24 protein-coding genes and 2 tRNA genes are annotated in these 24,180 nt (G+C 61.1%); 7 read left to right on the forward strand and 19 right to left on the reverse strand.

What is annotated here, in order from left to right; all coding sequences use genetic code 11:
- Positions 1–123: 123 nt before the first annotated feature.
- Positions 124–486: a hypothetical protein gene (locus FCK22_RS12810; protein WP_067266603.1), complete on the forward strand. Its 363-nt coding sequence runs from the start codon at positions 124–126 to the stop codon at positions 484–486.
- 4 nt (positions 487–490) lie between these two features.
- Here the strand turns inward: FCK22_RS12810 and FCK22_RS12815 are convergent, their stop codons facing one another.
- From FCK22_RS12815 to FCK22_RS18945, 7 genes are all read right to left on the reverse strand, one after another.
- Positions 491–952, reverse strand: a complete 462-nt coding sequence (locus FCK22_RS12815; protein ID WP_067266605.1) for a low molecular weight phosphatase family protein — start codon at positions 950–952, stop codon at positions 491–493.
- Entirely contained in the window at positions 953–1,456 is a 504-nt protein-coding gene (locus FCK22_RS12820) for a UPF0262 family protein (RefSeq protein ID WP_269451601.1), read from the reverse strand.
- A gap of 148 nt (positions 1,457–1,604) precedes the next feature.
- Positions 1,605–2,906 carry a histidinol dehydrogenase gene (gene hisD / locus FCK22_RS12825; RefSeq protein ID WP_067266608.1) on the reverse strand — a complete coding sequence of 434 codons (1,302 nt, stop codon included), beginning with the start codon at positions 2,904–2,906 and terminating at the stop codon, positions 1,605–1,607.
- A 50-nt stretch (positions 2,907–2,956) separates the two neighbouring features.
- A complete protein-coding gene (locus FCK22_RS12830; RefSeq protein ID WP_136720467.1) occupies positions 2,957–3,286 on the reverse strand; it encodes a hypothetical protein in 330 nt (109 codons plus the stop codon).
- Positions 3,287–3,316: 30 nt separating this feature from the next.
- The gene (locus tag FCK22_RS12835) at positions 3,317–3,787 is read right to left on the reverse strand and encodes a DUF2948 family protein (RefSeq protein ID WP_067266611.1); all 471 of its coding nucleotides are present in this window, start codon (positions 3,785–3,787) and stop codon (positions 3,317–3,319) included.
- Positions 3,784–5,058 carry a UDP-N-acetylglucosamine 1-carboxyvinyltransferase gene (gene murA, locus FCK22_RS12840; protein WP_136720468.1) on the reverse strand — a complete coding sequence of 425 codons (1,275 nt, stop codon included), beginning with the start codon at positions 5,056–5,058 and terminating at the stop codon, positions 3,784–3,786. The genes FCK22_RS12835 and murA overlap by 4 nt, the downstream gene beginning before the upstream one ends.
- 3 nt (positions 5,059–5,061) lie before the next feature.
- The gene (locus FCK22_RS18945; RefSeq protein ID WP_168612795.1) at positions 5,062–5,238 is read right to left on the reverse strand and encodes a hypothetical protein; all 177 of its coding nucleotides are present in this window, start codon (positions 5,236–5,238) and stop codon (positions 5,062–5,064) included.
- An 85-nt stretch (positions 5,239–5,323) separates the two neighbouring features.
- Between FCK22_RS18945 and FCK22_RS12845 the strand changes: the two genes are divergently transcribed.
- Positions 5,324–5,398: transfer RNA gene (locus FCK22_RS12845), tRNA-Thr, on the forward strand.
- Positions 5,399–5,790: 392 nt separating this feature from the next.
- Here FCK22_RS12845 and FCK22_RS12850 read toward each other — a convergent pair.
- On the reverse strand, positions 5,791–6,312 hold the full coding sequence (locus FCK22_RS12850) for a superoxide dismutase family protein (protein WP_067264691.1): 522 nt from the start codon (positions 6,310–6,312) through the stop codon (positions 5,791–5,793).
- Positions 6,313–6,416: 104 nt separating this feature from the next.
- On the opposite strand from FCK22_RS12850, the gene FCK22_RS12855 reads away from it, so the two are divergent.
- Positions 6,417–6,493 (forward strand) — tRNA-Arg (locus FCK22_RS12855).
- A 28-nt stretch (positions 6,494–6,521) separates the two neighbouring features.
- Here FCK22_RS12855 and FCK22_RS12860 read toward each other — a convergent pair.
- The 3 genes from FCK22_RS12860 to FCK22_RS12870 form a co-directional block, all read right to left on the reverse strand.
- Positions 6,522–6,881, reverse strand: a complete 360-nt coding sequence (locus FCK22_RS12860) for a response regulator (protein ID WP_067264689.1) — start codon at positions 6,879–6,881, stop codon at positions 6,522–6,524.
- Positions 6,882–6,887: 6 nt separating this feature from the next.
- Positions 6,888–8,336, reverse strand: a complete 1,449-nt coding sequence (locus FCK22_RS12865; protein ID WP_082852063.1) for a histidine kinase dimerization/phosphoacceptor domain -containing protein — start codon at positions 8,334–8,336, stop codon at positions 6,888–6,890.
- 348 nt (positions 8,337–8,684) lie between these two features.
- On the reverse strand, positions 8,685–10,187 hold the full coding sequence (locus FCK22_RS12870; RefSeq protein WP_231886363.1) for an MHYT domain-containing protein: 1,503 nt from the start codon (positions 10,185–10,187) through the stop codon (positions 8,685–8,687).
- Between the two features lie 415 nt (positions 10,188–10,602).
- Between FCK22_RS12870 and FCK22_RS12875 the strand changes: the two genes are divergently transcribed.
- A complete protein-coding gene (locus tag FCK22_RS12875; RefSeq protein WP_231886362.1) occupies positions 10,603–12,408 on the forward strand; it encodes a histidine kinase N-terminal 7TM domain-containing protein in 1,806 nt (601 codons plus the stop codon).
- Positions 12,409–12,423: 15 nt separating this feature from the next.
- Here FCK22_RS12875 and FCK22_RS12880 read toward each other — a convergent pair whose 3' ends face one another.
- Both FCK22_RS12880 and FCK22_RS12885 read right to left on the reverse strand, forming a co-directional pair.
- A complete protein-coding gene (locus FCK22_RS12880; RefSeq protein WP_067264682.1) occupies positions 12,424–13,131 on the reverse strand; it encodes an SDR family oxidoreductase in 708 nt (235 codons plus the stop codon).
- Between the two features lie 67 nt (positions 13,132–13,198).
- Positions 13,199–13,918 carry a LuxR family transcriptional regulator gene (locus FCK22_RS12885; protein ID WP_067264680.1) on the reverse strand — a complete coding sequence of 240 codons (720 nt, stop codon included), beginning with the start codon at positions 13,916–13,918 and terminating at the stop codon, positions 13,199–13,201.
- A 621-nt stretch (positions 13,919–14,539) separates the two neighbouring features.
- Between FCK22_RS12885 and FCK22_RS12890 the strand changes: the two genes are divergently transcribed.
- Genes FCK22_RS12890 through arsJ form a run of 3 tightly spaced genes read left to right on the forward strand, consistent with a single transcriptional unit; the run spans position 14,540 to position 17,636 of the window.
- Positions 14,540–15,382, forward strand: a complete 843-nt coding sequence (locus FCK22_RS12890) for a helix-turn-helix domain-containing protein (protein ID WP_067264678.1) — start codon at positions 14,540–14,542, stop codon at positions 15,380–15,382.
- The gene (locus FCK22_RS12895) at positions 15,379–16,377 is read left to right on the forward strand and encodes an ArsJ-associated glyceraldehyde-3-phosphate dehydrogenase (RefSeq protein WP_067264676.1); all 999 of its coding nucleotides are present in this window, start codon (positions 15,379–15,381) and stop codon (positions 16,375–16,377) included. Before FCK22_RS12890 ends, FCK22_RS12895 begins: the two co-directional genes overlap by 4 nt.
- Positions 16,374–17,636 (forward strand): organoarsenical effux MFS transporter ArsJ, encoded by a 1,263-nt coding sequence (gene arsJ, locus FCK22_RS12900; protein ID WP_067264674.1) that lies wholly within the window; start codon positions 16,374–16,376, stop codon positions 17,634–17,636. The genes FCK22_RS12895 and arsJ overlap by 4 nt, the downstream gene beginning before the upstream one ends.
- Before the next feature lie 3 nt (positions 17,637–17,639).
- Here the strand turns inward: arsJ and FCK22_RS12905 are convergent, their stop codons facing one another.
- The 6 genes from FCK22_RS12905 to FCK22_RS12930 form a co-directional block, all read right to left on the reverse strand.
- Positions 17,640–19,145 (reverse strand): mannitol dehydrogenase family protein, encoded by a 1,506-nt coding sequence (locus FCK22_RS12905; protein WP_136720469.1) that lies wholly within the window; start codon positions 19,143–19,145, stop codon positions 17,640–17,642.
- Between the two features lie 72 nt (positions 19,146–19,217).
- On the reverse strand, positions 19,218–20,222 hold the full coding sequence (locus tag FCK22_RS12910; RefSeq protein WP_136720470.1) for an ABC transporter ATP-binding protein: 1,005 nt from the start codon (positions 20,220–20,222) through the stop codon (positions 19,218–19,220).
- A gap of 15 nt (positions 20,223–20,237) precedes the next feature.
- Positions 20,238–21,068 carry a carbohydrate ABC transporter permease gene (locus FCK22_RS12915; protein ID WP_136720471.1) on the reverse strand — a complete coding sequence of 277 codons (831 nt, stop codon included), beginning with the start codon at positions 21,066–21,068 and terminating at the stop codon, positions 20,238–20,240.
- Between the two features lie 12 nt (positions 21,069–21,080).
- Positions 21,081–21,947: a sugar ABC transporter permease gene (locus tag FCK22_RS12920; protein WP_136720472.1), complete on the reverse strand. Its 867-nt coding sequence runs from the start codon at positions 21,945–21,947 to the stop codon at positions 21,081–21,083.
- Positions 21,948–22,064: 117 nt separating this feature from the next.
- Positions 22,065–23,369 carry a sugar ABC transporter substrate-binding protein gene (locus FCK22_RS12925; RefSeq protein WP_136720473.1) on the reverse strand — a complete coding sequence of 435 codons (1,305 nt, stop codon included), beginning with the start codon at positions 23,367–23,369 and terminating at the stop codon, positions 22,065–22,067.
- Positions 23,370–23,484: 115 nt separating this feature from the next.
- Positions 23,485–24,180: LacI family DNA-binding transcriptional regulator (locus FCK22_RS12930; protein WP_136720477.1), on the reverse strand; the 696-nt coding region annotated here is incomplete at its 5' end.

Raw genomic sequence — 24,180 nt, forward strand, 5'->3', positions numbered from 1 at the left:
GTCGAAGGGCGCAGCCCCCCAAAGGAGAATTGCGCGAAGCCCCCTTTTGCGGCATAATGAAGGGCAGAGCAGATCGGGCCGACAAGGGGAAAACCCCATGGTCCAGAACAATAGGGCAAATCAATGCGGACAGTTGCAAGTTTGATGGCGCTCGCCATCTTGGCGGGTTGTGGCGGCACACGTTATTCCAGCGATGCCGCCGTCGGACGTTTCTCCCCCACACCGGTTCTTTTCGCCACGGGGCCGATCCAAAAGGCCTGTCTGGCCGATGGGCGCCGCGGCTCCAGCCATGCGCGCTGCGGCTGTGTGCAGGCGGTGGCGGATCAGACGCTGTCGCGCTCGGACCAGCGCCAAGGTGCCAAGATTTTCCGCGACCCGCACCGTTTGCAGGAAATGCGCCAATCCGACAACAAAAGCGAGAACGCTTTCTGGAGCACATGGAAAGCCTTCGGCCAAAGCGCCGCGGCGGCCTGTTCCAACACCTGATTGCTCAGTCTTGGCTGAGCGGCTGGCCAAAACGGTCAATCAGCCGTCCGACGATCTGATCGCGGGCGGCGCGAAACTGCGTGAGTTTGGCCTCGCGCCCCTCGCCCAGCCCGGTGGGGTCAAGGATCGGCCAATATTCCACGTCGAGATGATAAAACCGCGTCAGTTCCAGCGCCCGGCGCTGGCTGGCAGGGCTAAGCGCGATCACAAGGTCGAATGACCCCAGATCGTCGCCCCATTCCTCCATCTCGTCGAAACTGCGGCTGCGGTGGCGGTCGAGTTCCACGTCCAGCTCTCTGCACACGGCGATGGAGAAGCCGTCAATCTCCATGTCGTTCTTGACGCCAACCGATTGGACATAGGTGCCGGTGCCGTAGAACTTCTTCATCAACCCCTCGGCCATGGGGGAGCGGACGGCGTTATGATCGCAGCAGAAGAGAACGGATTGAGGCAGCACCTGCGTCATTTATCCGCCGAAATGCAGAACGCAGATCAGGGTAAATAGCCGCCGGGCGGTGTCGGTGTCGATCTCGGCCTTGCCCGAGAGCCGCTCTTGCAGCACGCGGGAGCCTTCGTTGTGAATGCCGCGCCGGGCCATGTCGATCGTCTCGATTTGGCTGGGGGGCAGTTTCTTGACCGCTTCGAAATAGCTTTCGCAGATTTGGAAGTAATCCTTCACCACCTGCCTGAACGGGCCGAGGGAGAGGTGAAATTCCGCTGCCTTTTCAGCCGCTTCGGTCTGCACGTCAAAGACCAGACGTTTGTCGCGGATAGAGAGAGACAGATGGTAAGGCCCTTCGGGCACCGGCCCCTTTTCGCGTTCGGGCAGGATGAAACTGTTCTCTTCCAGCAGGTCGAACATGGCCACCTTACGCTCCTGATCAATCTCGGGCGTGGGCGGCGGCATGTTCGCGTCATCAAGCGCGATATGGGTGATGCGGGTCATCGGCGCATCCTTTTTGCTGGCGATACCCTTCCGTGGATAGCGCAGCGGTGGGAAGGGGGCAATGCGCGAGAGCACGCGCGCCCGCGATTGCGCCCCGTCAGCGCATTTGACGATACGTCAGAAGCATCAACAGGGCCGAAAGCACGCAGGCGGGGGCAGCGCTGCCCCTGCCCTAGTCGTTGAGTTTGCGCAGACGCGCGGTGACCGACAGGCCATGTGCCTCAAGGCTTTCGGACTGGGCCAGCCGCTCTGCCGCGGGGCCGATGGCCTTGAGCGCCTCGGGCGACATCTGCGCCAGCGTCGTCCGCTTCATGAAATCCAGCACCGACAGGCCAGAGGAGAAACGCGCCGAGCGCGCCGTGGGCAGAACGTGGTTCGGCCCGCCGACGTAATCGCCAATCGCCTCGGGCGTCCATTGGCCGAGGAAGATCGCCCCGGCATGGGTGATCTTGTCCGACAGCGCCTTCGGGTCCGCCACGCAAAGCTCAAGGTGCTCCGGCGCGATGCGGTTGCTGAGGGCGGCGGCGGCGTCGAGGTCCGGCACGGTGATGATCGCTCCATTGTCGCGCCAGCTTGCGCCCGCGATGGCGCGGCGTTCGAGGGTGAGCAGACGCTTCTCAACCGCCTCTTCCACCGCGCGGGCAAAGGCAGGGTCGGTGGTGATCAGAATGCTCTGCGCGCTCTCGTCATGTTCGGCTTGGCTGAGCAGATCGAGGGCAATAAAATCGGGATCGTTCTCTCCATCGGCGATGACGAGGATCTCGGATGGCCCCGCGATCATGTCGATGCCGACCTTGCCGAAAACGCGGCGTTTGGCGGCGGCGACGAAAGCGTTGCCCGGGCCGGTGATCTTGTCCACCGGGGGGATCGTTTCGGTGCCATAGGCCAGTGTCGCCACGGCCTGCGCGCCGCCGATGCGGTAAATCTCATCCACCCCGGCGATGCGGGCGGCCAGCAGCACAAGCGGGTTCAGCACACCATCGGGCGTCGGTACGACCATCGCCAGACGCGCCACCCCCGCCACTTTGGCCGGGACCGCGTTCATCAACACCGAGGATGGGTAGCTCGCCAATCCGCCGGGCACATAGAGGCCCGCGGCGGAAACCGGCGTCCAGCGCCAGCCCAGCGTGGCGCCATCGGGGTCGGTCCATTCCGCATCCTCGGGCAATTGCCGGGCGTGATAGGCGCGGATGCGGTCGGCGGCGAGTTCCAGCGCCTTGCGGTCTTCGGGAGAGACTTCGGCCACGGCGGCGTCGACCTCTTCCGCGCTGATGCGCAGGGTCTCGGCAGTCAGGGTCACGCGGTCGAATCTCTGCGACAGGTCGATCACGGCGGCATCGCCACGGGCGCGCACATCGGCGATGATCTCGGCCACCACGGCATCGACATCGGGGCTGTCCTCGCGCTTGGCGTTCAGCAGTTTGTCAAAAGCCGCTTCGAAATCGGCGGCAGAGGCATCGAGCGTGACGGGCATGGGTTCAAGCTTTCGTAGAGGGGCCGCCGCGCAGGGCTGGCCCGAAAATGTTAAGACGCCTGCGGGCGGCGCAGGCTCGGCTCGGCCCGCAGGCCTGCGGTTTTAGAGGTGGCAGCGGGGGCGGCACGCTGCGCCAGTCGCATGGCGCGGGTGTCTTGCGCATTGTCGAAGATCGCACGCGCCACCTGCGCCACCAAAATGGCGGAGAGACCACCCGAGACCAACGCGAGCGGCACCACCAAGGTCGCGACCGAGAGCGACGCGATGAGTTGCGCCGCGCCCAAGACGCAGCCCAGGAGGATCAGTGCCCAACCGGACACTTCGGTCAGCAGCGCGGTGATCCGGCCCCGCGTAAATCTATTCTGTTTCAGTTCAGGCATCTTGCGATCCTTGCCCGCCATGCGGCGGCGTCACTCAGGGTGAACGGGCCGTTTCTTGGACGGGGCGACATAGGGGCGGGTCACATCCTTGAGCGTCACCTCAAGCGCTTCGACTTCCAGCCGGATCGCGCCGTCTCCGGCCAAAGTCAGCGTCACATGGCCCGAGGGCGCGTCGCCCTCTTCAAACGCGATATCCAGCAGCGACAGGATCGTATCGGCATCGCCCTGCGGCACACCTTGGCTGGCGACACGTTGCACGTTGTTGAACATCAGCACCGATTGCACCCGCTCGGGCGCGTGACGCGCCGCCCCCGTATCCTCATGCCGCAGCCGGTTCAGCAGCAGCGCAAAGCGCGCGCCCGCGCGGTGCCAGCGCATTTCGGAGGCGGGAAAGACCGCGTCTTGGGTCAGCGAGGCGATCACCGTCAGATCCTCGGCATCCAAAGCACCAAGGTTCAGCGGCGCTTCGCGGCCATCTTCGAAACGTGCATCTTCGGTCATTTGTCGCTGATCCTTTCGATATCCGCCCCAACGCCGCGCAGTTTGGAGACCACATGCTCATAGCCGCGATCAAGGTGGTAGACCCGGCTGACCGTGGTCTCCCCAGTGGCGGCCAACCCGGCAAGGATGAGGGAGATCGACGCCCGCAGATCGGTCGCCATAACCGGCGCCCCTTTGAGCTTTTCGACCCCGGTGACCTTGGCCGTACCCCCCTGCACATCAATCCGCGCGCCCATGCGGATCAGCTCCGGCGCGTGCATGAAGCGATTCTCGAAAATCTTCTCTTCCAGAACCGATGTGCCTTCAGCCGTGCAGAGCAGCGCCATCATCTGCGCCTGAAGATCGGTCGGGAAACCGGGGAACGGCTCGGTGGTGACATCCACCGCCGAAATCCGCCCGTTGCGCCGTGCGACCTTGAGGCCCGCATCAGTCTCACTTACGTCGATGCCCGCCGCGTCGAGCTTTTCGCAAAACGCCTCCAGCAGATCGATTCGCCCGCCCAGAAGCTCAACCTCACCGCCGCAGAAGGCCGGGGCCAGCATATAGGTGCCAAGCTCGATCCGGTCGGTCACGACCTTATGGGTGGCCCCGTGCAGGCTGTCGACACCCTGAATGGTGATGCTGGAGGTGCCATCGCCTTCGATCTGCGCCCCCATGGCCCGCAGACAATCCGCCAGATCGACGATCTCAGGCTCCCGCGCGGCGTTGTTGATGACGGTGGTGCCCTTGGCAAGGGTCGCGGCCATGAGGATATTCTCGGTCGCCCCGACAGAGGCGAAGGGGAAGTCGATCACCGCCCCCTTCAGCTTGCCGCCCGCGCCCGCCTTGGCATAAAGATAGCCGTCCCGCAGGTCGATCTCCGCGCCCATCTTGGCCAGACCGTCGGTGTGAATGTCCATCGGGCGCGCACCAATCGCGCAGCCGCCGGGGAGCGAGACTTCGGCATGGCCCTCGCGCGCCAAAAGCGGCCCCAAGACCAGATTCGACGCGCGCATCTTGCGCACGATGTCATATTCGGCCCTTGTGTTGATCTCCCCATGGCTTGCCATGGTGATGACCTTGCCGTCCTGCATCGCGGCCACTTCGGCGCCGAGAGACTGCAAAAGCTGTGTCATCGTGCGAATGTCGCTCAGACGCGGCGCATTGGTCAGCGTCAGCGGCTCTTCGCTCAGCAATGTGGCGGGCATCAGCGCCAGACAGGCGTTTTTAGCACCCGCGATGGGAATTTGCCCGTTGAGCGCACCGCCGCCCCTGACCAGAATGGAATCCATCGTTCAGCTGTCCTTTTCCGGCCCCTCGGGGCCATTGCCTGTATCCTGCGCCACATCCTCGGCCCGCGCGCGCGCCTGCGCCTTGCGCCGCGCCATATTCGCCTTGAGCGCAGCCTTCAGCCGCGCCTCCCGCGCAGAGGGTGTTTTCGCGTTCTTTTCCGGGGCGTTTTGCTTTGCCATGCCGCCTATCTAGCGCAGGGGGCAAGAAGGGTCCAGATCAGGGGTTGCGCCCCCTTTCGATTGCGGCTAATCACCCGTCCACGGCGCTGCTGTAGCTCAGAGGTAGAGCACTCCCTTGGTAAGGGAGAGGTCGAGAGTTCAATTCTCTCCAGCAGCACCATGAAACTTCCTTGTTTCCGGATATGTAACGTCTAGCACAAGCGCTGGTCTCTCGACTTACGCCCGACGCTACGCGTCAGTCTGAGTGCGAGAGTTCAATTCCCTCCAGCAGCACCATTAATCTTCGCTTTTTCCGGACATGTAACGTCTAGCACAAGCGCTGGTCTCTCGACTTACGCCCGACGCTACGCGTCAGTCTGAGTACGAGAGTTCAATTCTCTCCAGCAACACCATGAAACTCCTCTTAATTATCGAAGTACCCCCGCGAGAGTGCCGCTCGTTTCTTTAAAGCCTACGCTGCACGCCTATTCTATAAATCGAATCGACACCCCCGCCCCGATAGCCGGGACGGAAGTGCCGAAAATTCACATCACATCACGACGCCTCAAAACATCACGACGCCTCAAACACGCCACAAGCGATACGCGACCCCGCGTCGCCCGATGGCTGCGATTCGTAATCGTCTGCGCCGCTGTGGATGATGAAGGCCGCACCATCATCGTCTTTGATCATGGTCTCAATATCGAGCAGGTCGAGAAAGACTTCGGCTTCAAGCACCCCATCTTCACCCACGACCATATTGGGCATATCACCGGGATGCGGCCCACCTTCGACGAGCACACCGTGCTTGCGGTCCCCCGCGATATGGCCACCGGCGGATTTGAAATCCTCTGCCGAACAATCACCGGTCTCATGCAAGTGCACGCCGTGGGTACCCGCGGGCACGCCGGTTACGTCGATCTTGACCAAGGTGCGGCCCGACGCAGTCGTGTTCAGCGAAACATTGCCCGAAATATCATTCGAATTGCCCGCGACCTGAGCCGTCGCCGCCGTTTGCATATGGCTTTCGGCCTGCGCCGCCACGGCGCCAGTTGTGGCCAAAGCGGCCCCGAGTAGGATATTGCGCAGATACATGGCTTCCTCCTTTGGGTTATATGTCCGATGTCGGCTCAACCCGCCCGGCCCGCGTCGGGTTCCTCTTGATGCAGGGCGAGGCTTGCCCCTATAAGCGGCCGAGTGCTCCCTTAGCTCAGCTGGATAGAGCAGCCGACTTCTAATCGGCAGGCCGAGGGTTCGAATCCTTCAGGGAGCGCCACTTTCTTTCACACGTGGGCCCTCCCCACCTACGCGCGCGAAAAATCCTCGATCGCCGCGGCGATCAGATGCGGAAAGGTCGGTTTGCCAAGCATGGCGACAGGCTCAAGCGCGCTTAGCCGCTGTTGGGTGAGATCGTCCAGATTGCCGCTCATGAAGACGCAGCGGATGTTGTGTTCCGCCAGCAGCCACTGCGCGACCTCTTCGCCGGAATCGCCATTGGCGAGCCGTAGGTCCATGAAGGCCAGATCGGGCCGGGACTGCGTCACCACCTCCCGGCAGGTCGCGAAATCCTTGACCGGGCCAAGGACGGAATGCTGAAGCTGTTCGAGCTGCATCTGAAGGTCCAAGGCAATCAAAAATTCGTCTTCGACAATCAGAATATTCACCGGCCATCACCCGGCGGGCATGGGAACCTCAATTTCAACGCAATAACCATGCTCTGTTGCCCTCTTATCCATCGTCGCCCCAAGCTGGCCGACAATGCCCGCCACGATCTTCGAACCGAGACCGACCCTATCCACACTCTCCGCGTTGCCGATCCCATCGTCCGACACCGTTAACGCCAAAAGGGCTCCCTCTTGATGCAAACGAACATCAACCCTGCCCTGTTCCCGCGCGACGAAAGCATGTTTATGCGCGTTGGTCACAAGCTCATTGATCAGCAGCGCAAGGTTGATGGCCAAATCGGTCGGCACGGTGACCGACTGCGCATCGACGACAGTCTCGATCTGCTTGCTGTCGGTCTCGGTACTGGCTGAAAGGAAATCGACGAGCTGCGGGATGTATTCGCCCACATCCACATGGGTAACGTTATGCGATTTATAGATAAGTTCATGGACGGAGCTTACCGCATGCACCCGGAGCGAAGCCTGTTGCAGGCTGTGTTTGACAGACGCATCGTCCACCGACGCGGCTTCGAGACGCAGAATGCTCGACACCAGATGCAGGCTGTTCTTGATCCGGTGGTTCACATCGCCAAGCAGTGTTTCCTTCTGCTCAAGAAGCTTGTCACGCTCGGTCAGGGTCTTCTGCAAGACCTCTTCGCGCTTCTTGGAATGGGTCAGATCGAGCGTGGCACCGATGAACCGCGCGGGCTTGTCATGTTCGAAAAGAACTTCACCACGCGTGTTCAGCCAACGGGTCTCCCCATTGGGCAAGACGATCCGATAATCGGCGTTCACGGTGGCATCATTGGCCATCGTTTCGCCCAAGCTTTGGTTCACATGCGCCAGATCATCGGGATGGATACGCCGGAACAGCTTGGCCATGGGGATTGTCCCCTCGGTATCGGCATAGCCGAACAGATTGGCCAATTCCTGCGAGATATTCGCGGTCCCCGTCTGAAGGTCCAACTCACCATAGCCGATCCCCGACACCTGCTTGGCCAGATTGAGCCGTATCGCCTGATCACGGCGACCGATAAATTCCGAGGTGACATCCTCGACATGGTGGATCAGCGCGATCAGCTTGCCATCTTCAAACACGGGCGTGTTCAACGGTTGCCAATATTTCTCTTCAAAGGCCCCGTCGGCGCTGTCGCGAATGGGGATATTGTACTTCTGCACGGCCATGCGGTGCTGTTTGCCCGTGGCGGCGACGATCTCAAGCGACTTGCCCAGATTGTTGGTGCCATCGGCCGTCGCGTCGGAAGGGTCATCCGGGAAAGCGTCGAACAGATGTTTCCCGACAAGGTCCTCCGCTTTTGTCCCGGTCATGAATAAGTACCGGTCATTCACGTCGATGATAATCAAATCAGTGTCTAAAATAAGATAACCATGGGGGGACGCCGCAAAAATTGCAGATCTCGGCACGTCCCCGTTTGCCGATTTGCTCGCGCCCATAGGTCCCCCTCCCAATACTTATCATCTTTAGCATTTACCGTAGTCCTATAATTTGGAACATAAAAGCAAAGAGATACTAATTTAAGTTAAGCGGCGCCAAAGCGCCCAGACAGGAAGGGCGGTAGGCAGCGCAAAATTGTATAAGCTATGTATTCCGGGAATGAATGGCGTTTTTTTTTGACATCCCCGGTGAATAAATGACGCCTCTTCCGACCATTGTCGCTTTCGCATCCCAATTCAAGTCGCAGTGCTCTAAAGCGCATCAATTGAATTAAGACCGCGCGAATTCGCTCAATCGACGGGCGCATTTAGAAGGAGAGGCCCCGCCCCGAAATGGGAAGGGGCCGATCACGCGGCCACAAGCGCTTCCTCTGCCGCGATTTCCGAGGCGCAGAGGGGCAGATCGACGGTGAACTTCGTCCCGATGCCAACGGTACTCTCTACCCGGATGTCCCCCTCATGCGCGGCGGCGAGCTTTTTGCTGATCGCAAGGCCAAGCCCGGTGCCGCCATCGGCGCTTTTGCTGGCTGTTTCCGCTTGAATGAAGGCTTGGAAAATCCGCTGCAAATCCTCTGCCGGCATCCCGCAACCGTTGTCTTCGACCTCAAGTCGGCATGTATCGCCGACCTGCTTGGCGCGCATGCGAATGCTGGAGGCCGAAGAGAACTTCAGCGCGTTGCCCAAGAGATTGATCAGGATCTGTTTGCAGCGCCCGCGGTCGGCGAAAACGTCAAATTCATCATATTCGATTTCCAACACCGCCTGTTTTTCCTTGGCCAGCCCCTGAAATTGCTCTGCCAATTCGGCCAGCAAATCGCCCGCCGCAAAAGAGGTTCTGTTGAGCTTCACGGAATTCAATTCAATGCTCGTATAGTCGAGAAGCTCGTTAATAATGGTCAACAGATGGTCGCCCGCCGATTTGATACGCCCGCCGTAGCGCTCTGTCTGGTCGCCCAACTCATCGAAATGCACCTTTGAGATCGGCTCGTTCGGTTTCAGCTTGGCCATGGTATGGCCTTTGAGGTTGGTCAGGAAGCTGGCGTAGCCGTTGATGATGGTCAGCGGCGTGCGCAGCTCATGGCTGAGAACGCTCATGAACTCGGACTTGGCCCGGCTGGCATCGCGGGCTTCATCCCGTGCTTGACGCAGCTCGACGATGTTCTCCATCCGGGTGCGGTTTTCGATGAAATAGGTGAACAGCCCGCCGGTCACGATCATTGCAGCCGTTCCTGCGATGACCATCGCCAGCAATCTGAACTCATCCGGGTTGCTATGACCGCCGATCAAGGTTGTCGGCATCACGTGAAAAGCTGCCATGCCGGTAAAATGAAGGCCGATGATCGCCAAAGCAAAGCTCGCCGTCATTTTTGACCGGGCGTATTTTTCGCCCCGCCCACCAAAAGACAAAGCCACGATGGAGAGCACCATGGCCAGCACGACCGAAGCGACGAGATAATTCTGGTCCCAGTGGATCATACCTTCGATCCGATAGGCGACCATCCCGGTGTAATGCATGGCCGAGATCGAGAGCCCCAAGATCACCCCGCCGATCACATTCGTGAACCGCCTGCGGTACATCCCGGCGATCAAAATGCCCAAGGTGGACCCGATAATTGCGATCAACAGCGAGACGAAGGTCAACCCGAAATCAAAGCTGACCGGCGCGTCGGGCTGATAGGCCAGCATGGCGATGAAATGCGTGCACCAGATGGCGATGCCCGAGGTCACGGCGGTCAGAAAATACCACAACAACGCCTGTCGCGGCGTTTGTTTAAGCGCGTGCCGGTAAAGGTTTGCGATCACCCAGCTGCCGAATGCGCACAACAGCGCGGCAAGCAAGACCAGCGTCATATCGTGGTCCGAGTGCATAGAATGAGCCACAGTCAGCATTTTTAAACCTCAAGATAATGACGCCAGTGTTGCGCAAGGATTGCGTCGAAACCGTGTTCGGGGGGGTTCTTTTTGGCGGTAATTTCATTTGATGAAACTCCAGCCCCTCGCAAACAGCGCAGGCGGGCTGTTTGCCGGTCAATCGCCCCCCGCCCCTGCAACCGAAGGCGTCAAGATGCCCGTTCTAAGCGCCGTTTCGCCCCATCCCCCGAGGGGAATCACAGCAACTAAAGCGCGGGAGTGACGGTACTTACGGCGCGGCTTTGCGCCCTAGGGTTGCATCTACCGGCCATAATACGTCACTACAGCGCCAAACTTGCGCCGTATTTTAATGCTGGTCTGCGCACATTCATTTTGGTTCATAGGTATTTCCGCCATGCTAACGTGTTTCCAAGGGCTGATGCTCGACCCGGTCTATTGGACCGTGCTCGCCGTCAGCACGATCGCCGCAGCTGTCGCCTTTTGGACGCTCAAGTTCCAAGAGTTCCATGGCAAAATTTACTATGCGCTCACCTTTTTGGGGATGATCTGGACCCTGATGATGGTCGGGGCCGAAGCGGCAACGCCCGCCTACGCCTGCCAGATGCAACAGGCGCAGCTTGCGTGGCTGGGGCATGGGCTGGTGCCGGTGGCGTGGTCCTTCTTTATCTTCGAATATGTCGGCCCCTCCAGCCGGTCGCGCGGATGGGTGAGCCTTCTGGCTCTGATTGCCGTGCCGCTTGCGGCCTTCGGCCTTGCGGCGACGAACGATTGGCACCACCTGATCTATACCGCCGAGACCGCGCTTCAGCCGGGCGACGATCAGATCACCTTTGCACATGGGCCGGGGTATTTCCTCGTTCTTGCGGTGCTCTATTGCTTCGTGATGGCGACGCTCATCTGGCTGGGCCGGGCGTTCTTTCGCGCGAAACGGGCCGCTTGGCCGCTGCTGACGATGCTGGTGGTGATCACGCTGATCCCCTTGGGCGCGAACGCGGCCTATGCGCTGCTTGGTTTTACTGTCGTCGGCCTTGATCCGACCGCCTTCATGTTCACCTTGGGCATCTTCGCCTTTTCGTGGTTGCTGGTCACGAACAAGACGATGGACATGCCCTCGGTCGGGCAATCGACCCTGTTTGACACGATGAGCGAACCGCTGATCCTTTTGGACGCGCGGCGCCGCGTCATCCGCTCGAACGCCGCGGCCAAGCGCAGCGGGCTTCTGTCCGATCCGACGTTGGGCGACGATCTGATCGCGGGGATCGAAGCGCAGATGGCGCAGAACGGCTCGGCCCATATCACCTGTAACGAACGGCTTTATGAGCCGCGCGTTCAACCCATCGAAAACCCCCTCGCCCCCGCGGGCCCCGCCATCGGCTGGAGCGTTACTTTCGTCGATGTTACCGAGCGGATCGCCACCACCACGGCCCTAGAGCGGGCCTTGAGAGAGGCGGATGAGGCGAACCGTGCCAAGGATGAATTCATCTCGGTCGTCAGCCATGAGCTGCGCACGCCGCTGACCTCTCTGAAAGGGGGCTTGGCACTGGCCCTCAGCGGCAAGCTGGGTGAGATCAAAGGCCCGCTGCGCTCCTCGCTCGACATTGCCCATCGCAACGGGGTGCGCCTGTCGCGGTTGGTCGATAATATCCTGCTGGTGCAAAAGCTTGAGGTGCAGGCGCTCTCGCTCGAATGGCTGCCGGTCGACCTGCCTGCCCTGCTCCGCGAGAGTATCGAGGAAAACCGCATGTATGCCCATGAGCGCGGCGTGCGGCTGGATATCGGCAGTGTCGGCCAGCCCGCCGTGGTCTTGGGCGATGCCTTTGCCATCCGGCAGGTGGTCGACAACCTGATATCGAACGCGGTGAAATTCTCGAATGTGGGGGACACGGTGGAGGGCACGCTGACCACCAACAACGGGCGCGTGCGGGTCTCGATCCGCGATCATGGGCGCGGCATTCCCGAGGGGATGGAGGAAAAGGTCTTTGGCCGTTTCGGGCAGCTTGACGACGACGGGCAGAAATCAACCCAAGGCTCCGGCCTCGGCCTGCATATCTCCCGCCAACTGGCACGGCAGATGGCGGGGGATCTGTTTTACGAAAGCGAAGTCGGCGTCGGATCGACCTTCCATGTCGAATTCGGCATCGGGGCCGGGGCAGAGGCCACCCCGCAAGCCGCCCCAAGCGCGCTGCAAAGCACCGACTGAGCGCCGCGCCCGCGCTTAAAGTTCGATACGGATATCGTGAATCCAAAGCTTCGGCGGGCGGGACAGGACAAAGACCACCACATCGGCCAGATCATCCGGCTCGGTGAAAATATGGTTCGGCACGTCCTCTCCGGCCTTGGCGAACATGCCGGTGTTGGTGCCAGACTGATACAGCCCGCCCACCCGTACGCCGGTGTTTTCCTCATCCGCCTTCAGCACCTCCGTAAAGCCGCGCACGCCGTATTTCGTGGCCGTATAGACTGACTGCCCCGCCTGCGCCACGACACCGGATTTGGAGACGACATTGAGGATGATCGCCTCGTCATTGTCGCGCAGCGCGGGCAGCGTGGCCTGTGTCATCTGCATGAGGCCCGTCAAATTGGTCTGCACCGTCGCTTGCAGCATTTCGGGCGCGATCGTGTCGAGCGGGCCTGCCTTGTGCCAAATCCCTGCGTTGTTGATCAGAATGTCCAAGCCGCCAAGACGGTCCACCACCTGTGCGGCGGCCCGATCGATCGCCGAAGGGTCTTGCAGATCGCAGGTCAGCCCCACCGCCTCTGCCGCGCCGGCGGCTTCGCAGGCTTCTGCCACGGCCTGAAGACGTGTCTCATCCCGGCCCAGAATGGCCAGCCGCGCGCCAGCCTCTGCCAGTTTGAGACAGATGTGACGCCCGATCCCGTCGCTGCCGCCGGTGACCAAAATACGTTTGTCGCGCAGTTCCATATCGCTCTCCTATGTTGCAGGCGGCTTACCGCGCGGCGAAGCCGCCGCCAAACCCTGCCCCGCCCGGTCAGATCGTGATGATCTGCGCCCGGATCGCCTTGGCCACCGCATGGGTCTTGTTGGTCACGTCCAGCTTGGCACAGGCGTTATACAGATGATGGTTCACCGTGCTGGCCGCCACCGTCATGATCTGCGCCGTCTCCCATGCCGTTTTGCCCACCGCGGCCCATTTCAGCACTTCCTTTTCACGGTTGCTCAGCCGTGGCCCCGGCGCGGCGGGGGCGATATCCGCCACCATATCACTTTGGATCAGACAGCCCAGATAGATCGCATCGGCGATGATCCCGCGCTTGTACTTGCGCCATTCGTGAATGCGCAGGTCAGAGTTCAGCGTCAGCACCGCCTTGCCATGCGCGTGGTCCCGAATGGGGATCGACACACCGTTCTGGCGCACGCCGAACTCCATCGCCTCGCCAAAGAAATTGCGCGTGGTCCGGTCGACCTTGGGCAGCTCGCTCCAGTCCACCGGCAGGGTACCTTCGAGGGATTTGTCGACCACCGGGTCGATCAAATGGTAGTTTTCCTCTTGGTAGCGTGTCAGCCAAGCGGGATCATAGGTCGAGTGAATGACCGGATCGCTGCCGCTGGCGCCGATCTTGTGAAACCCCAGATAGGACAGGTTGTTCAGCCCCATATCCTGCGCCAAGACCTGCAACATCTCGGCGGGTTTGATGTCGGGGCGTTGTTCTTTCAATAGGAGGTAGCGGTCGGAAAGCGGTGTCACCATAGGGCGGCGTTCAAAAGCTCATGTGATTAAAAACTGAGCATTCAGTTAGGACACCTCAACCAGTGAGGGAACATGCCCGCCGTCGAATGATTTCTCGGAATAGGGGAAACGGGCCAAAACGTTGCAATTTTGTCTCAATGACCAAGGGTCAAGCGAAAGGGCCGCCCGACGAAAGGTCGGCACGTCCGCCTGCCCGCGAAGCGGTGCAGAGCATAAAGCGGCCCCCGCCCGAAAACCAATGCGCCCCTTACAAAAACACGATCGTCCAACACAGCGGACAGGGGCGCGGCTTCCGAAAGCGGGGACCGAAACAGAGCCAAATGGCAGGCCCTGTCAAAAGGTCGCGTCAGCCTGAGCGCGCATCTTATGTCTGACGGCCATTCAGCACAGCCGCAAACTCGGATAGCAAGATTCGCGCCGGCGATCTTCAAGCATTTGTTATAGTTTGATTAAATTTCCGGCGCATCTTGACTGCGCGCGCCCGGGCGCGTCTGTAAAGCTGGTAATATTTATAGGTTTCGATGAATCGCCGCGGATAGGGGCGATACGGGCGCAGCCGATTTGGCGCTGTTACAAAAACTTCACTGGCGCAAAGCTGATTAATTCTGTAATTCATGAATTATGGAACAAGTGATCCCCAACCGCCTTGCCACCCTCGGCCATCCGCAGCGCCTCGCGCTGTTTCGGCTGCTCATGCGCCGCTATCCTGACAGGGTGCCCGCGACCGAACTGGCGCAGGCGCTCGGCCTCAAGCCCAACACCCTGTCGACCTATATCGGCGCGCTGATGCAAGCGGGGCTGGTGAGCCAAGAACGGCAGGGCACATCCCTGCGCTATGCGATCGATATCGAGGCCGCGCGGGACACCATCGGCTACCTGCTGAACGACTGCTGCCGTGGCCGGCCCGAAATTTGCCTCCCCCTCACCTCTTCAGATGGAAACGCGCCCATGACCGACGACAAGTTCAACGTCCTATTCATCTGCACCGGCAACTCCGCCCGGTCGATCTTTGCCGAAAGCATCCTACGCGACCTCGCAGGGGACCGGTTCAACGTCTATTCCGCAGGCACCCGCCCGCAGTCTGAGCTGAACCCTTTCGCCGTCGAAGTGCTTGAACAAAAGGGCCATGACGTGACCCACCTCAGATCAAAACATATCTCTGAGTTTCAGGCCGCGGATGCGCCTGCCTTCGACTTCGTCTTTACCGTCTGCAATCAGGCCGCCAATGAGGAATGCCCCACATGGCCGGGCCAGCCGATCACCGCCCATTGGGGGCTGCCCGACCCGGTCAAGGTGGAAGGCTCCGACGCGGAAAAGAGCCTCGCTTTCCAGCAGGCCTATGGCACCCTGCGCAACCGGATGCTGGGCTTTACCAGCCTGCCGCTTACCTCGCTCGACCGTATCTCGCTGCAAAAGGCGCTGGATGACGCTGGCCAAACCGACAAAGAAGGAACTTCCGCATGACCACCTACGCGATCAACGGCCTTGGCCGTATTGGCAAGCTCGCCCTGAAACCCCTGCTGGACCAAGGGGCCGAAATTGCATGGATCAACGATGCGGTGGGCGACCCAGAAATGCACGCGCATCTGCTGGAATTCGACACGGTGCACGGGCGCTGGCAGGCCGATTTCGCCCATGACGCCGACAGCGTGACGATCAACGGCACCCGCCTGCCCTTCATCGGGACGCGCGACCTTGGCGCGCTGCCGCTTGACGGGGTGGATGTGGTGATCGATTGCACCGGCGCCTTCAAGACCGAGGCGAAACTCGCCCCCTATTTCGAAGCCGGGGTGAAGAAAGTGGTGATCTCGGCCCCGGTAAAAGACGGGGATGCGGCCAATATCGTTTATGGCGTCAATGATGATGTCTATGATCCCGCACGGCACCGGATCGTCACGGCGGCAAGCTGCACGACCAACTGCCTCGCCCCGGTGGTGAAGGTCATCCATGAGGCGCTGCGGATCAAACACGGCTCCATCACCACGATCCACGATGTGACCAACACACAAACCATCGTCGACCGCCCCGCCAAAGACCTGCGCCGCGCCCGTTCGGCCCTGAACTCCCTGATCCCGACGACCACGGGCAGCGCTACGGCGATCACCCTGATCTACCCCGAGCTTAAAGGCCGGTTGAACGGCCATGCGGTGCGGGTGCCGCTGCTGAACGCTTCGCTGACTGACTGTGTCTTTGAGGTGGAGCGGGAGACGACCGTGGAAGAGGTGAACGCCCTGTTCAAAGCTGCCGCCGAAGGAGGGTTGAAAGACATCCTTGGCTATGAGGAGCGCCCGCTGGTCTCGACCGATTACACCAATGACACGCGGTCCAGCATCGTCGATGCGCCCTCCACCATGGTGGTGAACGGGACGCAGGTAAAAATCTATGCGTGGTACGACAATGAGATGGGCTATGCCCACCGTCTGGTCGATGTGGCGCTGATGGTCGGGGCAAGCCTGTGAGCCAGAGCGCGACCCGCCCTGAGGGGCTTTCGGCCTATATCGCGGTCACGGCGGCCTATTGGGCCTTCATGCTGACCGATGGCGCGTTGCGCATGTTGGTGTTGCTGCATTTCCACCGGCTTGGCTTTTCGCCGGTGCAACTGGCCTATCTCTTTGTGCTGTATGAGATCGCGGGCGTCATTACCAACCTCTGCGCGGGCTGGATCGCGGCGCGCTTCGGGCTCGCCTCGACGCTCTATGCCGGGCTGGGGTTGCAGATCGTAGCACTGCTGGCGCTGGCGCAGCTTGACCCCACATGGGCGGTTGGGGCCTCGGTCGTCTTCGTCATGCTGGTGCAGGGGGCCAGCGGCGTGGCCAAGGATTTAGCCAAGATGTCGTCGAAATCCGCCGTCAAACTGCTCGCCCCGGCTGAGGATGGCGGGCTGTTTCGCTGGGTGGCGCTGCTGACCGGTTCCAAGAACATGGTCAAAGGCTTGGGCTTTCTGCTCGGCGCAGCCCTGCTGGCGACGCTTGGCTTTGTCTGGGCGGTGCTCGGGATGGCGGCGATCCTTGCGCTGATCCTGCTCGCCGTGCTGACCGCCATGCCGCCCGGCCTGCCCAAGGGCCGCAAGGGAGCGAAGTTCTCGGAAGTCTTCTCAAAATCCGCCAATGTGAACTGGCTCAGCGCGGCGCGGGTGTTTCTCTTCGGCGCGCGGGACGTGTGGTTCGTGGTGGGCATCCCGATCTATTTTTACGCGGTCCTCTCGGATGGCACGGAGGAAAGCAACCGCGCGGCCTTTTTCATGATCGGCACCTTTATGGCGGTCTGGGTGATCCTCTACGGGTTGGTGCAGATCTACGCCCCACGCCTGCTCCGCGCGAAATCCCGCCCGGCAGGCGACCTGATCTCAGCCGCGAAGGGCTGGGCGTGGTCGCTTGCCGCCGTGCCCACGGCGCTGACGCTGGCGGCGCTGTTCAGCGACGGGCCGCAGGGCTGGCTTACCGTGACGCTTGTGATCGGCCTCTTGGCCTTTGGCGCGGTCTTTGCGGTGAACTCATCGCTGCATTCCTACCTCATCCTCTCTTTCACCAAGGCTGAGCGGGTGACGATGGATGTGGGGTTTTACTACATGGCCAATGCCGCCGGGCGGCTCTTGGGAACACTGATGTCGGGTCTAAGCTATCAGATTGGCGGCCTGCCCCTGATGCTGGGCGCGGCGGCGATCATGGTGGCCCTGTCGGCGCTGCTGGTCGGGTTCTTGAAACCCGACCAGAGCTAACCCTTAGCCCGCCTTGCTGGCGCGATCGTTGCTCTCATCAACTTGCGTATAGGCGTTCATCGCCGCGACTGCGCCTGCGTCCCAGATGAGCGAGAGCCAAGCGACAAAGGCATCGCGGAACGCCTCGGCCTGCGCCAGATCACCGTAAAGGCGCTCTTGCTCAAGCCAGGCTTCGGGCCGTTCCCGCGCGGCCTGCGCCACGGCTTTCAGCGCGTCCCAGATCGGATCGTTGGCCACGATTTCGCTGCCATCTTCGCGCGTGCCCGCACACATCCGGGCCCAGAGCGCTTCGACCAAGGCCAAACCAGTAACCGAGCGCCCCGCCGCCAGTTGATCCCGCAGGATCGGCAGCACGAAGCCGGTGTGCCGGGCCGAACCGTCAAAGGCGACGCGGCGGGTGGTATCGACGATGCGCGGGTTCGAGAAGCGCTGTTCGATCAGATCGAGATAGGCCAGCGGCGTCATGCCCGGCACCGGGGCGACCGTCTGGGTGATCTCTTCAGCCTGCACGCGGTGGAACATCGCGCGGATCGGCGGATGCGCCATGGTGGCGGAAATCGTCTCGATCCCCAGCACCTCACCGACATTGGCCAAGACCTGATGGCCCGCGTTGAGGATGCGGATCTTCATTTTCTCATAGGCGTGCACCTCGTCCGAGAAGGTCGCCCCTACCTCGTCCCAATCCGGGCGGCCCGCGCAGAAATCGTCTTCGATCACCCATTGGCGGAAGGCTTCATGGGTGACGGGGGCGGCGTCGTTCACGCCGAACTCCCGCGCCTGCCCGATCTCGGCGGGGCCGGTGGCCGGGGCGATGCAATCGACCATGGAGTTGGGGAAACTGGCGTTTGCCTCGATCCAATCGGCCAGCGCCGGGTCGGACATGCGCGCCAGCGACACGACCGCTTGGCGCAGGATATCGCCATTGCCCTGCAGATTGTCACAGCTCAACCCGGTGAAAGGCCCCTGCCCCGCATCGCGGCGCAGCCGCAGGGCCGCGACGATGGCCCCAAAGGCGGTGCGTGGGGTTTCGGGATGGGCCGCGTCATGGATGATATCCGCGTGGGCCGCGTCGAACCCCTTGCTGACTGGGTCAATGTAATAGCCGCTTTCGGTGACGGTCAGCCCGACAATACGAATGGCCGGATCGGCCATGGCGCGGATCAGGGCGCCGTTGCCCTCTTCGATCGGCAAGTAGTCGATCATCGACCCCACAACCTCGGCCGAGGTCTGCGCGGGGTCGAGTTCGATCAGCGTCGTCAAACAATCCTGCGCCAAGAGCTTCTGGCGCATGGCCGCATCATAGGGGCGCACGCCCGCGCCGAGGATCGCCCAGTCATGCGCTTGGCCGTTCTGCATCAAGCGGTGCAGATACCACGCCTGATGCGCGCGGTGGAAATTGCCGACGCCGATATGCACGATACCGGGGGTCAGGGCGCTGCGGTCATAGCTGGGGTGGGCGATGTCGAGATCACCCAGCGTCGCGTTCGAAAGATCTACCAGTTTATCCATGATCCACATCCTTAAAGGGCCGCGCACCGGGGAAAGGGTGCGGGGGTCGGCCTGTCATTTCTGCCGCTTGCATTACTCGACCCGAAGGCCCTGCGCGTCGAACCGGTGCAGCTTGTCCGCCTGTGGGGTCAGGAAAATCCGATCCCCATGTCGGACCGACAACTCGCCATCCACGCGCACGGTCATCGGGTCGCAGCCCGCTACGCCATGGACGTGCAAGAAGGTGTCGGAGCCCAGATGCTCGGCCACGCCGATGGTGCCCTCCCATGCGCCTTCGGTGGTGGAGACGTCGAAATGCTCGGGCCGGATGCCGATGGTCGGCGCGCCGCGCGCTTCGGCTTCGGCACCCTTGATCAGGTTCATCTTGGGCGAGCCGATGAAGCCCGCGACGAATTCGTTGCGCGGCTTGTAGTAAAGCTCAAGCGGGGAGCCGACCTGTTCGATATGGCCCGCCCGCAGCACGACGATCTTGTCGGCCATGGTCATCGCTTCGACCTGATCGTGGGTGACGTAGATCATCGTCGTGGCCAGCCGCTTGTGCAGCTCGCTGATCTCAAGACGCATGCCCACCCGCAGCGCGGCGTCGAGGTTCGACAGCGGCTCGTCGAAAAGGAAAGCCGAAGGTTCGCGCACGATGGCACGGCCAATGGCGACCCTCTGGCGCTGACCGCCAGACAGTTGGCCCGGACGGCGGTCAAGGTAGTCGGTGAGGTTCAGCGCCTTGGCGGCGGCTTCGATCCGGCGCTGCTGTTCATCCGCCGGAACGCCCGCCATCTTCATCGGAAAGGCGATGTTCTTGCGCACCGACATATGCGGATAAAGCGCGTAGGATTGGAACACCATCGCCAAGCCCCGTTTCGCGGGCGGCACGTTAGTCGCATCGGTGCCGTCGATCTCGATATGGCCCGAGGTGATGTCTTCCAGCCCGGCGATCAGCCGCAGCAGGGTCGATTTACCGCAGCCCGAGGGGCCGACGAAGACCGTGAACTCGCCATCTTCGATGGTCAGATCAAGGGGCGGAATGACTTCCACATCGCCGAAGCTTTTGGAAACCTGATTGAGTTTGATTTGTCCCATGTGACTGTCCCTTGCTTACTTGACCGCGCCGAAAGTCAGGCCGCTGACGAGTTGTTTCTGGCTGAACCAGCCGAGGATGAGGATTGGCGCGATGGCCATGGTGGAAGCCGCGCTGAGCTTGGCGTAGAAGAGGCCCTCGGGGCTGGAATAGCTCGCGATGAAGGCGGTGAGCGGTGCGGCCTTGGCCGCAGTGAGGTTGAGCGTCCAGAAGGCTTCGTTCCATGCGAGGATGAAGTTCAACAGCAGGGTGGAGGCAATGCCCGGCACCGCCATAGGCGTGAGGACGTAAAGCACCTCTTCGCGCAGGCTTGCCCCATCCATCCGTGCCGCTTCCAAGATCTCACCGGGGATTTCGCGGAAGTAGGTGTAGAGCATCCAGACGATGATCGGCAGGTTGATGAGCATCAGGATGATGACCAGTGCGATCTTGCTGTCGAGCACGCCGAACTGGATGCAGAGCAGATAGATCGGGTAGAGCACGCCCACCGCGGGCAGCATCTTGGTTGAGAGCATCCAGAGCAGGATATCCTTGGTCCGCTTGCCGGGAACGAAGGCCATCGACCATGCGGCAGGCACCGCGATCATGATGCCAAGGATGGTCGAGCCGCCCGCGATGACGATGGAGTTCCACAGGAAGCGCCCGTAGTTCGACCGCTCAAGAACCGCCTCGTAATTCGCCAGCGTCCAGTCGAAGCCGAGGAAGATTGGCGGGTCGGCGATGGCCTGTGCTTCGGTCTTGAAGCTGGTAAGGATGGTCCAAAGGATGGGGAAGAAGATCAGGAAACCGATGCCCCAAGCGAGGGCCGTGTTGACGATCTTGCGTTGCCTTGTGACTGCGCGTGCCATGATGTCTCCTCCTCAGGCGTCCAGGTTCTTGCCGACGATGCGCATCAGGAAGATGGCGACGATATTGGCGAGAATGATTGCATAGACACCGCCCGCCGATCCGAGGCCGATGTTCTGGCTTTCCAGCACGCGCTGGAAGATGAGATAGGTCAGTGTTTTGGTGCCAAAGGCCCCGCCCGTGGTCACGAAAATCTCCGCGAAGATCGACAAGAGAAAGATCGTCTGGATCAGGATCACCACGGTGATCGCGCGGCCCAGATGCGGCAGGGTGATATAGGCGAAACGTTTGGTCACCGGCGCGCCGTCCATCTCGGCGGCGTCCAGCTGCTCGCGGTCGAGCGACTGGATCGCGGTAAGCAGGATCAGCGTCGCGAAGGGCAGCCATTGCCAGGATACGATGATGATGATCGACGACAGCGAAGCTTGGCTCATCCATTGCACTGGGGTGGCGCCAAAGAACTCCCACAGATGCGCGAAGAGACCATAGTTCGGGTCCATGAACATGTTCTTCCATACCAAAGCCGACACGGTGGGCATGACGAAGAAGGGCGCGATGACGAGGATGCGGACAAAGCCCTGCCCCCACATCGGCTGGTTCAACAGAAGGGCAAGCAGGATGCCGAGGCAGACCGTGATCGCCAGCACACCACCGACGATGATCAGCGTGGTCATCACCGAGGGCCAGAAGGAACTGGAGGTGACGAAGCGCACATAGTTGTCGAAGCCGACCCAACCCAGATCACCGCCGCGCATCGGCAGGTATTTCTTGAAAGAGAAGTAGAGCGTCATGGTCAGCGGGATGAGCATCCATCCAAGCAGCAAGACCACCGCCGGGGCCATCATCAGGCGTGCCGCTGATCGGGAATGTTGGGTAGCCATCGGGCACATCTCCTCTGCCGGCGGCGAATGCCGCGTTTAGGTGAAGGGTATCATATCGGGTGGTGGGGCGGAAAAGGGCGGCGCAGGCCGCCGCCCTTTAGACTGTGAAGCGGCGGCTTAACGGTAGCCTGCGGCTTCCATTGCGTCGTTGGTCAGGTCTTGAGCCTTCTCAAGCGCCTCTTCGACGGTCTGCTGACCGGCATAGGCGGCAGAGAACTCTTGGCTCACATCGGTCGCGATGCCTGCAAACTCGGGGATCGCGGCGAATTGCACACCAACGTAAGGCGTCGGATCGACGGTGGAGTTCTCAGGATCAGCCGAGAGGATCGAGTCGAGCGTCATCTGCGCAAAGGGCACTTTCTGGTACTCGGGGTTCTCGTAAAGCGACTTGCGCGCACCGGGAGGGACGTTCGCCCAGCCTTCGTTCTCGGCGACCATTTCGATATAGTCTTTCGAAGTGGCCCATTCGATGAACTCTTTCGCGGCGTCTTCTTTCTGGGTGCCCGCCGGGATTGCCAGCGCCCATGCCCAGAGCCAGTTGGAGCGTTTGCCAAGGCCCGTGTCCGGTGCCAGCGCAAAGCCAACCTTGTCGGCCACGGTGGAATCCTCGGGGTTGGTCACGAAGGAGGCCGCCACGGTGGCGTCGATCCACATGCCGCATTTGCCCTGTTGGAACAGCGAGAGGTTCTCGTTGAAGCCGTTGGAGGCATAGCCCGCCGGGCCGCTTTCATCCATCAGGTCTTTGTAGAAGTTGATCGTATTGGCCCATGCCTCGGTGTCGAACTGGGCATTCCAGTCTTCATCGAACCAGCGCGCGCCAAAGGAGTTGGACATCGCGGTGATCAGCGCACCGCCCTCGCCCCAACCGGCCTTGCCGCGCAGGCAGATGCCGTTGATGTCGTTCTCACGATCGGTCATGGCGGCGGCGGCTTCGCGGATGAATTCCCATGTCGGGTCTTTCGGCATTTCCATGCCGGCTTTCTCCATCAGATCCGTGCGGTACATGATCATGGAGCTTTCGCCATAGAACGGTGCCGCGTAAAGCGTGCCGTCGTGGCTCAGACCACCGGCCATGGCGGGCAGGATATCGTCTGCGTCGTATTCTTCGCTGAGGTCGTCCAGCGGCACCAGCCAGCCGTTCGCGCCCCAGATCGGCGTCTCATACATGCCGATGGTCATGATGTCGAAAGAGCCACCCTTGGTCGAGATGTCGGTGGTGACGCGCTGGCGCAGCACGTTCTCTTCCAAGGTGACCCACTCCACTTCGTGGCCGGTCTCTTCGGTGAATTTGTCGGTATAGCCTTGCATGCGGATCATGTCGCCGTTGTTCACGGTGGCGATGGTGATCGTCTCGGCAACCGCGCCGCCCGCCATGATCAGGCCCAAGGCCGTCGCGGCGTAAAGTGATTTATCGCAGAACATCGATAGTTCCTCCCTCTATAGATGATGAACCGAGACTAACGACCTACGCAACGCGCAGTCAAATTAAATTTTACGCGCGATAACTATTTTCTGAGCAACTTGCGAACTCAATGACTTAGGCAGAGGCGCGCATCACCAGCTTGCCGTCAAATAGCGTTTCCTCGCGCTCGGTCAGCCGGGTTTCGCTTTCGATGATGCGAAACAGGGTACTGGCGGCACGATTCGCGATGGCCCCGTAATCCTGCGCGATGGTGGTCAGCGGCGGGCAAGTATAGCGCGAAAACGGGTGGTCGTCCTGCCCCGCGATCCGCATGGCGCAATCCTTGCCATGCCCCACGCGCAGCCCCATCCCATAGGCCGCCGAGAGCATCCCGATGGCCAGTCGGTCGTTCGAGCAAAGCACCGTATCCGTCTCGAACGCCCCCGCCGAGATCAGCTTGCCGCCCTCGGTCGCGCCGATCTCTTCAAAGTTCCAGCCCTCTCCCGGCACCTGATGGATATGCGGCGCAAAACCGTGCCGCTCCATCGCTTCCAGATAGGCTTGGCGGCGCTTGTTGGCGTTGGGGTTGCTGGGGGTCTTCATCTCGAAAAAACAGGGCGGCTCACCGCTGCGGCAGAGGTATTCGACGATCAAATCAACGCTTTGGAAGTTGTCGGTGCCGACGAAAGCCTCGCAAACCCCTTCGACATTGGCGTCAAAGGTCACCACCGGCACATCCTTGCAAAAGCGCGCGATCTCGTCACGGTCCGAGGCTTTGCCGAAGGGCGCCAGCAGCACGCCTGCCGGTTTCAGCGCCCGAAGCGAGTCGAG

Origin of the sequence: Sulfitobacter sp. 15WGC, assembly GCF_005068605.1 — a bacterium.
GTDB lineage: Bacteria > Pseudomonadota > Alphaproteobacteria > Rhodobacterales > Rhodobacteraceae > Sulfitobacter > Sulfitobacter faviae.

Excerpts from the sequence above, each read along its gene's own strand:
- FCK22_RS12890 (WP_067264678.1), top strand. The coding sequence starts at position 14,540 with ATGGAACAAGTGATCCCCAACCGCCTTGCCACCCTCGGCCATCCGCAG.
- FCK22_RS12915 (WP_136720471.1), bottom strand. The coding sequence starts at position 21,068 with ATGGCACGCGCAGTCACAAGGCAACGCAAGATCGTCAACACGGCCCTC.
- FCK22_RS12830 (WP_136720467.1), bottom strand. The coding sequence starts at position 3,286 with ATGCCTGAACTGAAACAGAATAGATTTACGCGGGGCCGGATCACCGCG.
- FCK22_RS12850 (WP_067264691.1), bottom strand. The coding sequence starts at position 6,312 with ATGTATCTGCGCAATATCCTACTCGGGGCCGCTTTGGCCACAACTGGC.
- FCK22_RS12920 (WP_136720472.1), bottom strand. The coding sequence starts at position 21,947 with ATGGCTACCCAACATTCCCGATCAGCGGCACGCCTGATGATGGCCCCG.
- FCK22_RS12815 (WP_067266605.1), bottom strand. The coding sequence starts at position 952 with ATGACGCAGGTGCTGCCTCAATCCGTTCTCTTCTGCTGCGATCATAAC.
- FCK22_RS12925 (WP_136720473.1), bottom strand. The coding sequence starts at position 23,369 with ATGTTCTGCGATAAATCACTTTACGCCGCGACGGCCTTGGGCCTGATC.
- murA (WP_136720468.1), bottom strand. The coding sequence starts at position 5,058 with ATGGATTCCATTCTGGTCAGGGGCGGCGGTGCGCTCAACGGGCAAATT.
- FCK22_RS12865 (WP_082852063.1), bottom strand. The coding sequence starts at position 8,336 with ATGGGCGCGAGCAAATCGGCAAACGGGGACGTGCCGAGATCTGCAATT.
- FCK22_RS12880 (WP_067264682.1), bottom strand. The coding sequence starts at position 13,131 with ATGGAACTGCGCGACAAACGTATTTTGGTCACCGGCGGCAGCGACGGG.
- FCK22_RS12875 (WP_231886362.1), top strand. The coding sequence starts at position 10,603 with ATGCTAACGTGTTTCCAAGGGCTGATGCTCGACCCGGTCTATTGGACC.
- FCK22_RS12885 (WP_067264680.1), bottom strand. The coding sequence starts at position 13,918 with ATGGTGACACCGCTTTCCGACCGCTACCTCCTATTGAAAGAACAACGC.
- FCK22_RS12895 (WP_067264676.1), top strand. The coding sequence starts at position 15,379 with ATGACCACCTACGCGATCAACGGCCTTGGCCGTATTGGCAAGCTCGCC.
- FCK22_RS12910 (WP_136720470.1), bottom strand. The coding sequence starts at position 20,222 with ATGGGACAAATCAAACTCAATCAGGTTTCCAAAAGCTTCGGCGATGTG.
- FCK22_RS12835 (WP_067266611.1), bottom strand. The coding sequence starts at position 3,787 with ATGACCGAAGATGCACGTTTCGAAGATGGCCGCGAAGCGCCGCTGAAC.
- FCK22_RS18945 (WP_168612795.1), bottom strand. The coding sequence starts at position 5,238 with ATGGCAAAGCAAAACGCCCCGGAAAAGAACGCGAAAACACCCTCTGCG.
- hisD (WP_067266608.1), bottom strand. The coding sequence starts at position 2,906 with ATGCCCGTCACGCTCGATGCCTCTGCCGCCGATTTCGAAGCGGCTTTT.
- FCK22_RS12870 (WP_231886363.1), bottom strand. The coding sequence starts at position 10,187 with ATGACGCTGGTCTTGCTTGCCGCGCTGTTGTGCGCATTCGGCAGCTGG.
- FCK22_RS12810 (WP_067266603.1), top strand. The coding sequence starts at position 124 with ATGCGGACAGTTGCAAGTTTGATGGCGCTCGCCATCTTGGCGGGTTGT.
- FCK22_RS12905 (WP_136720469.1), bottom strand. The coding sequence starts at position 19,145 with ATGGATAAACTGGTAGATCTTTCGAACGCGACGCTGGGTGATCTCGAC.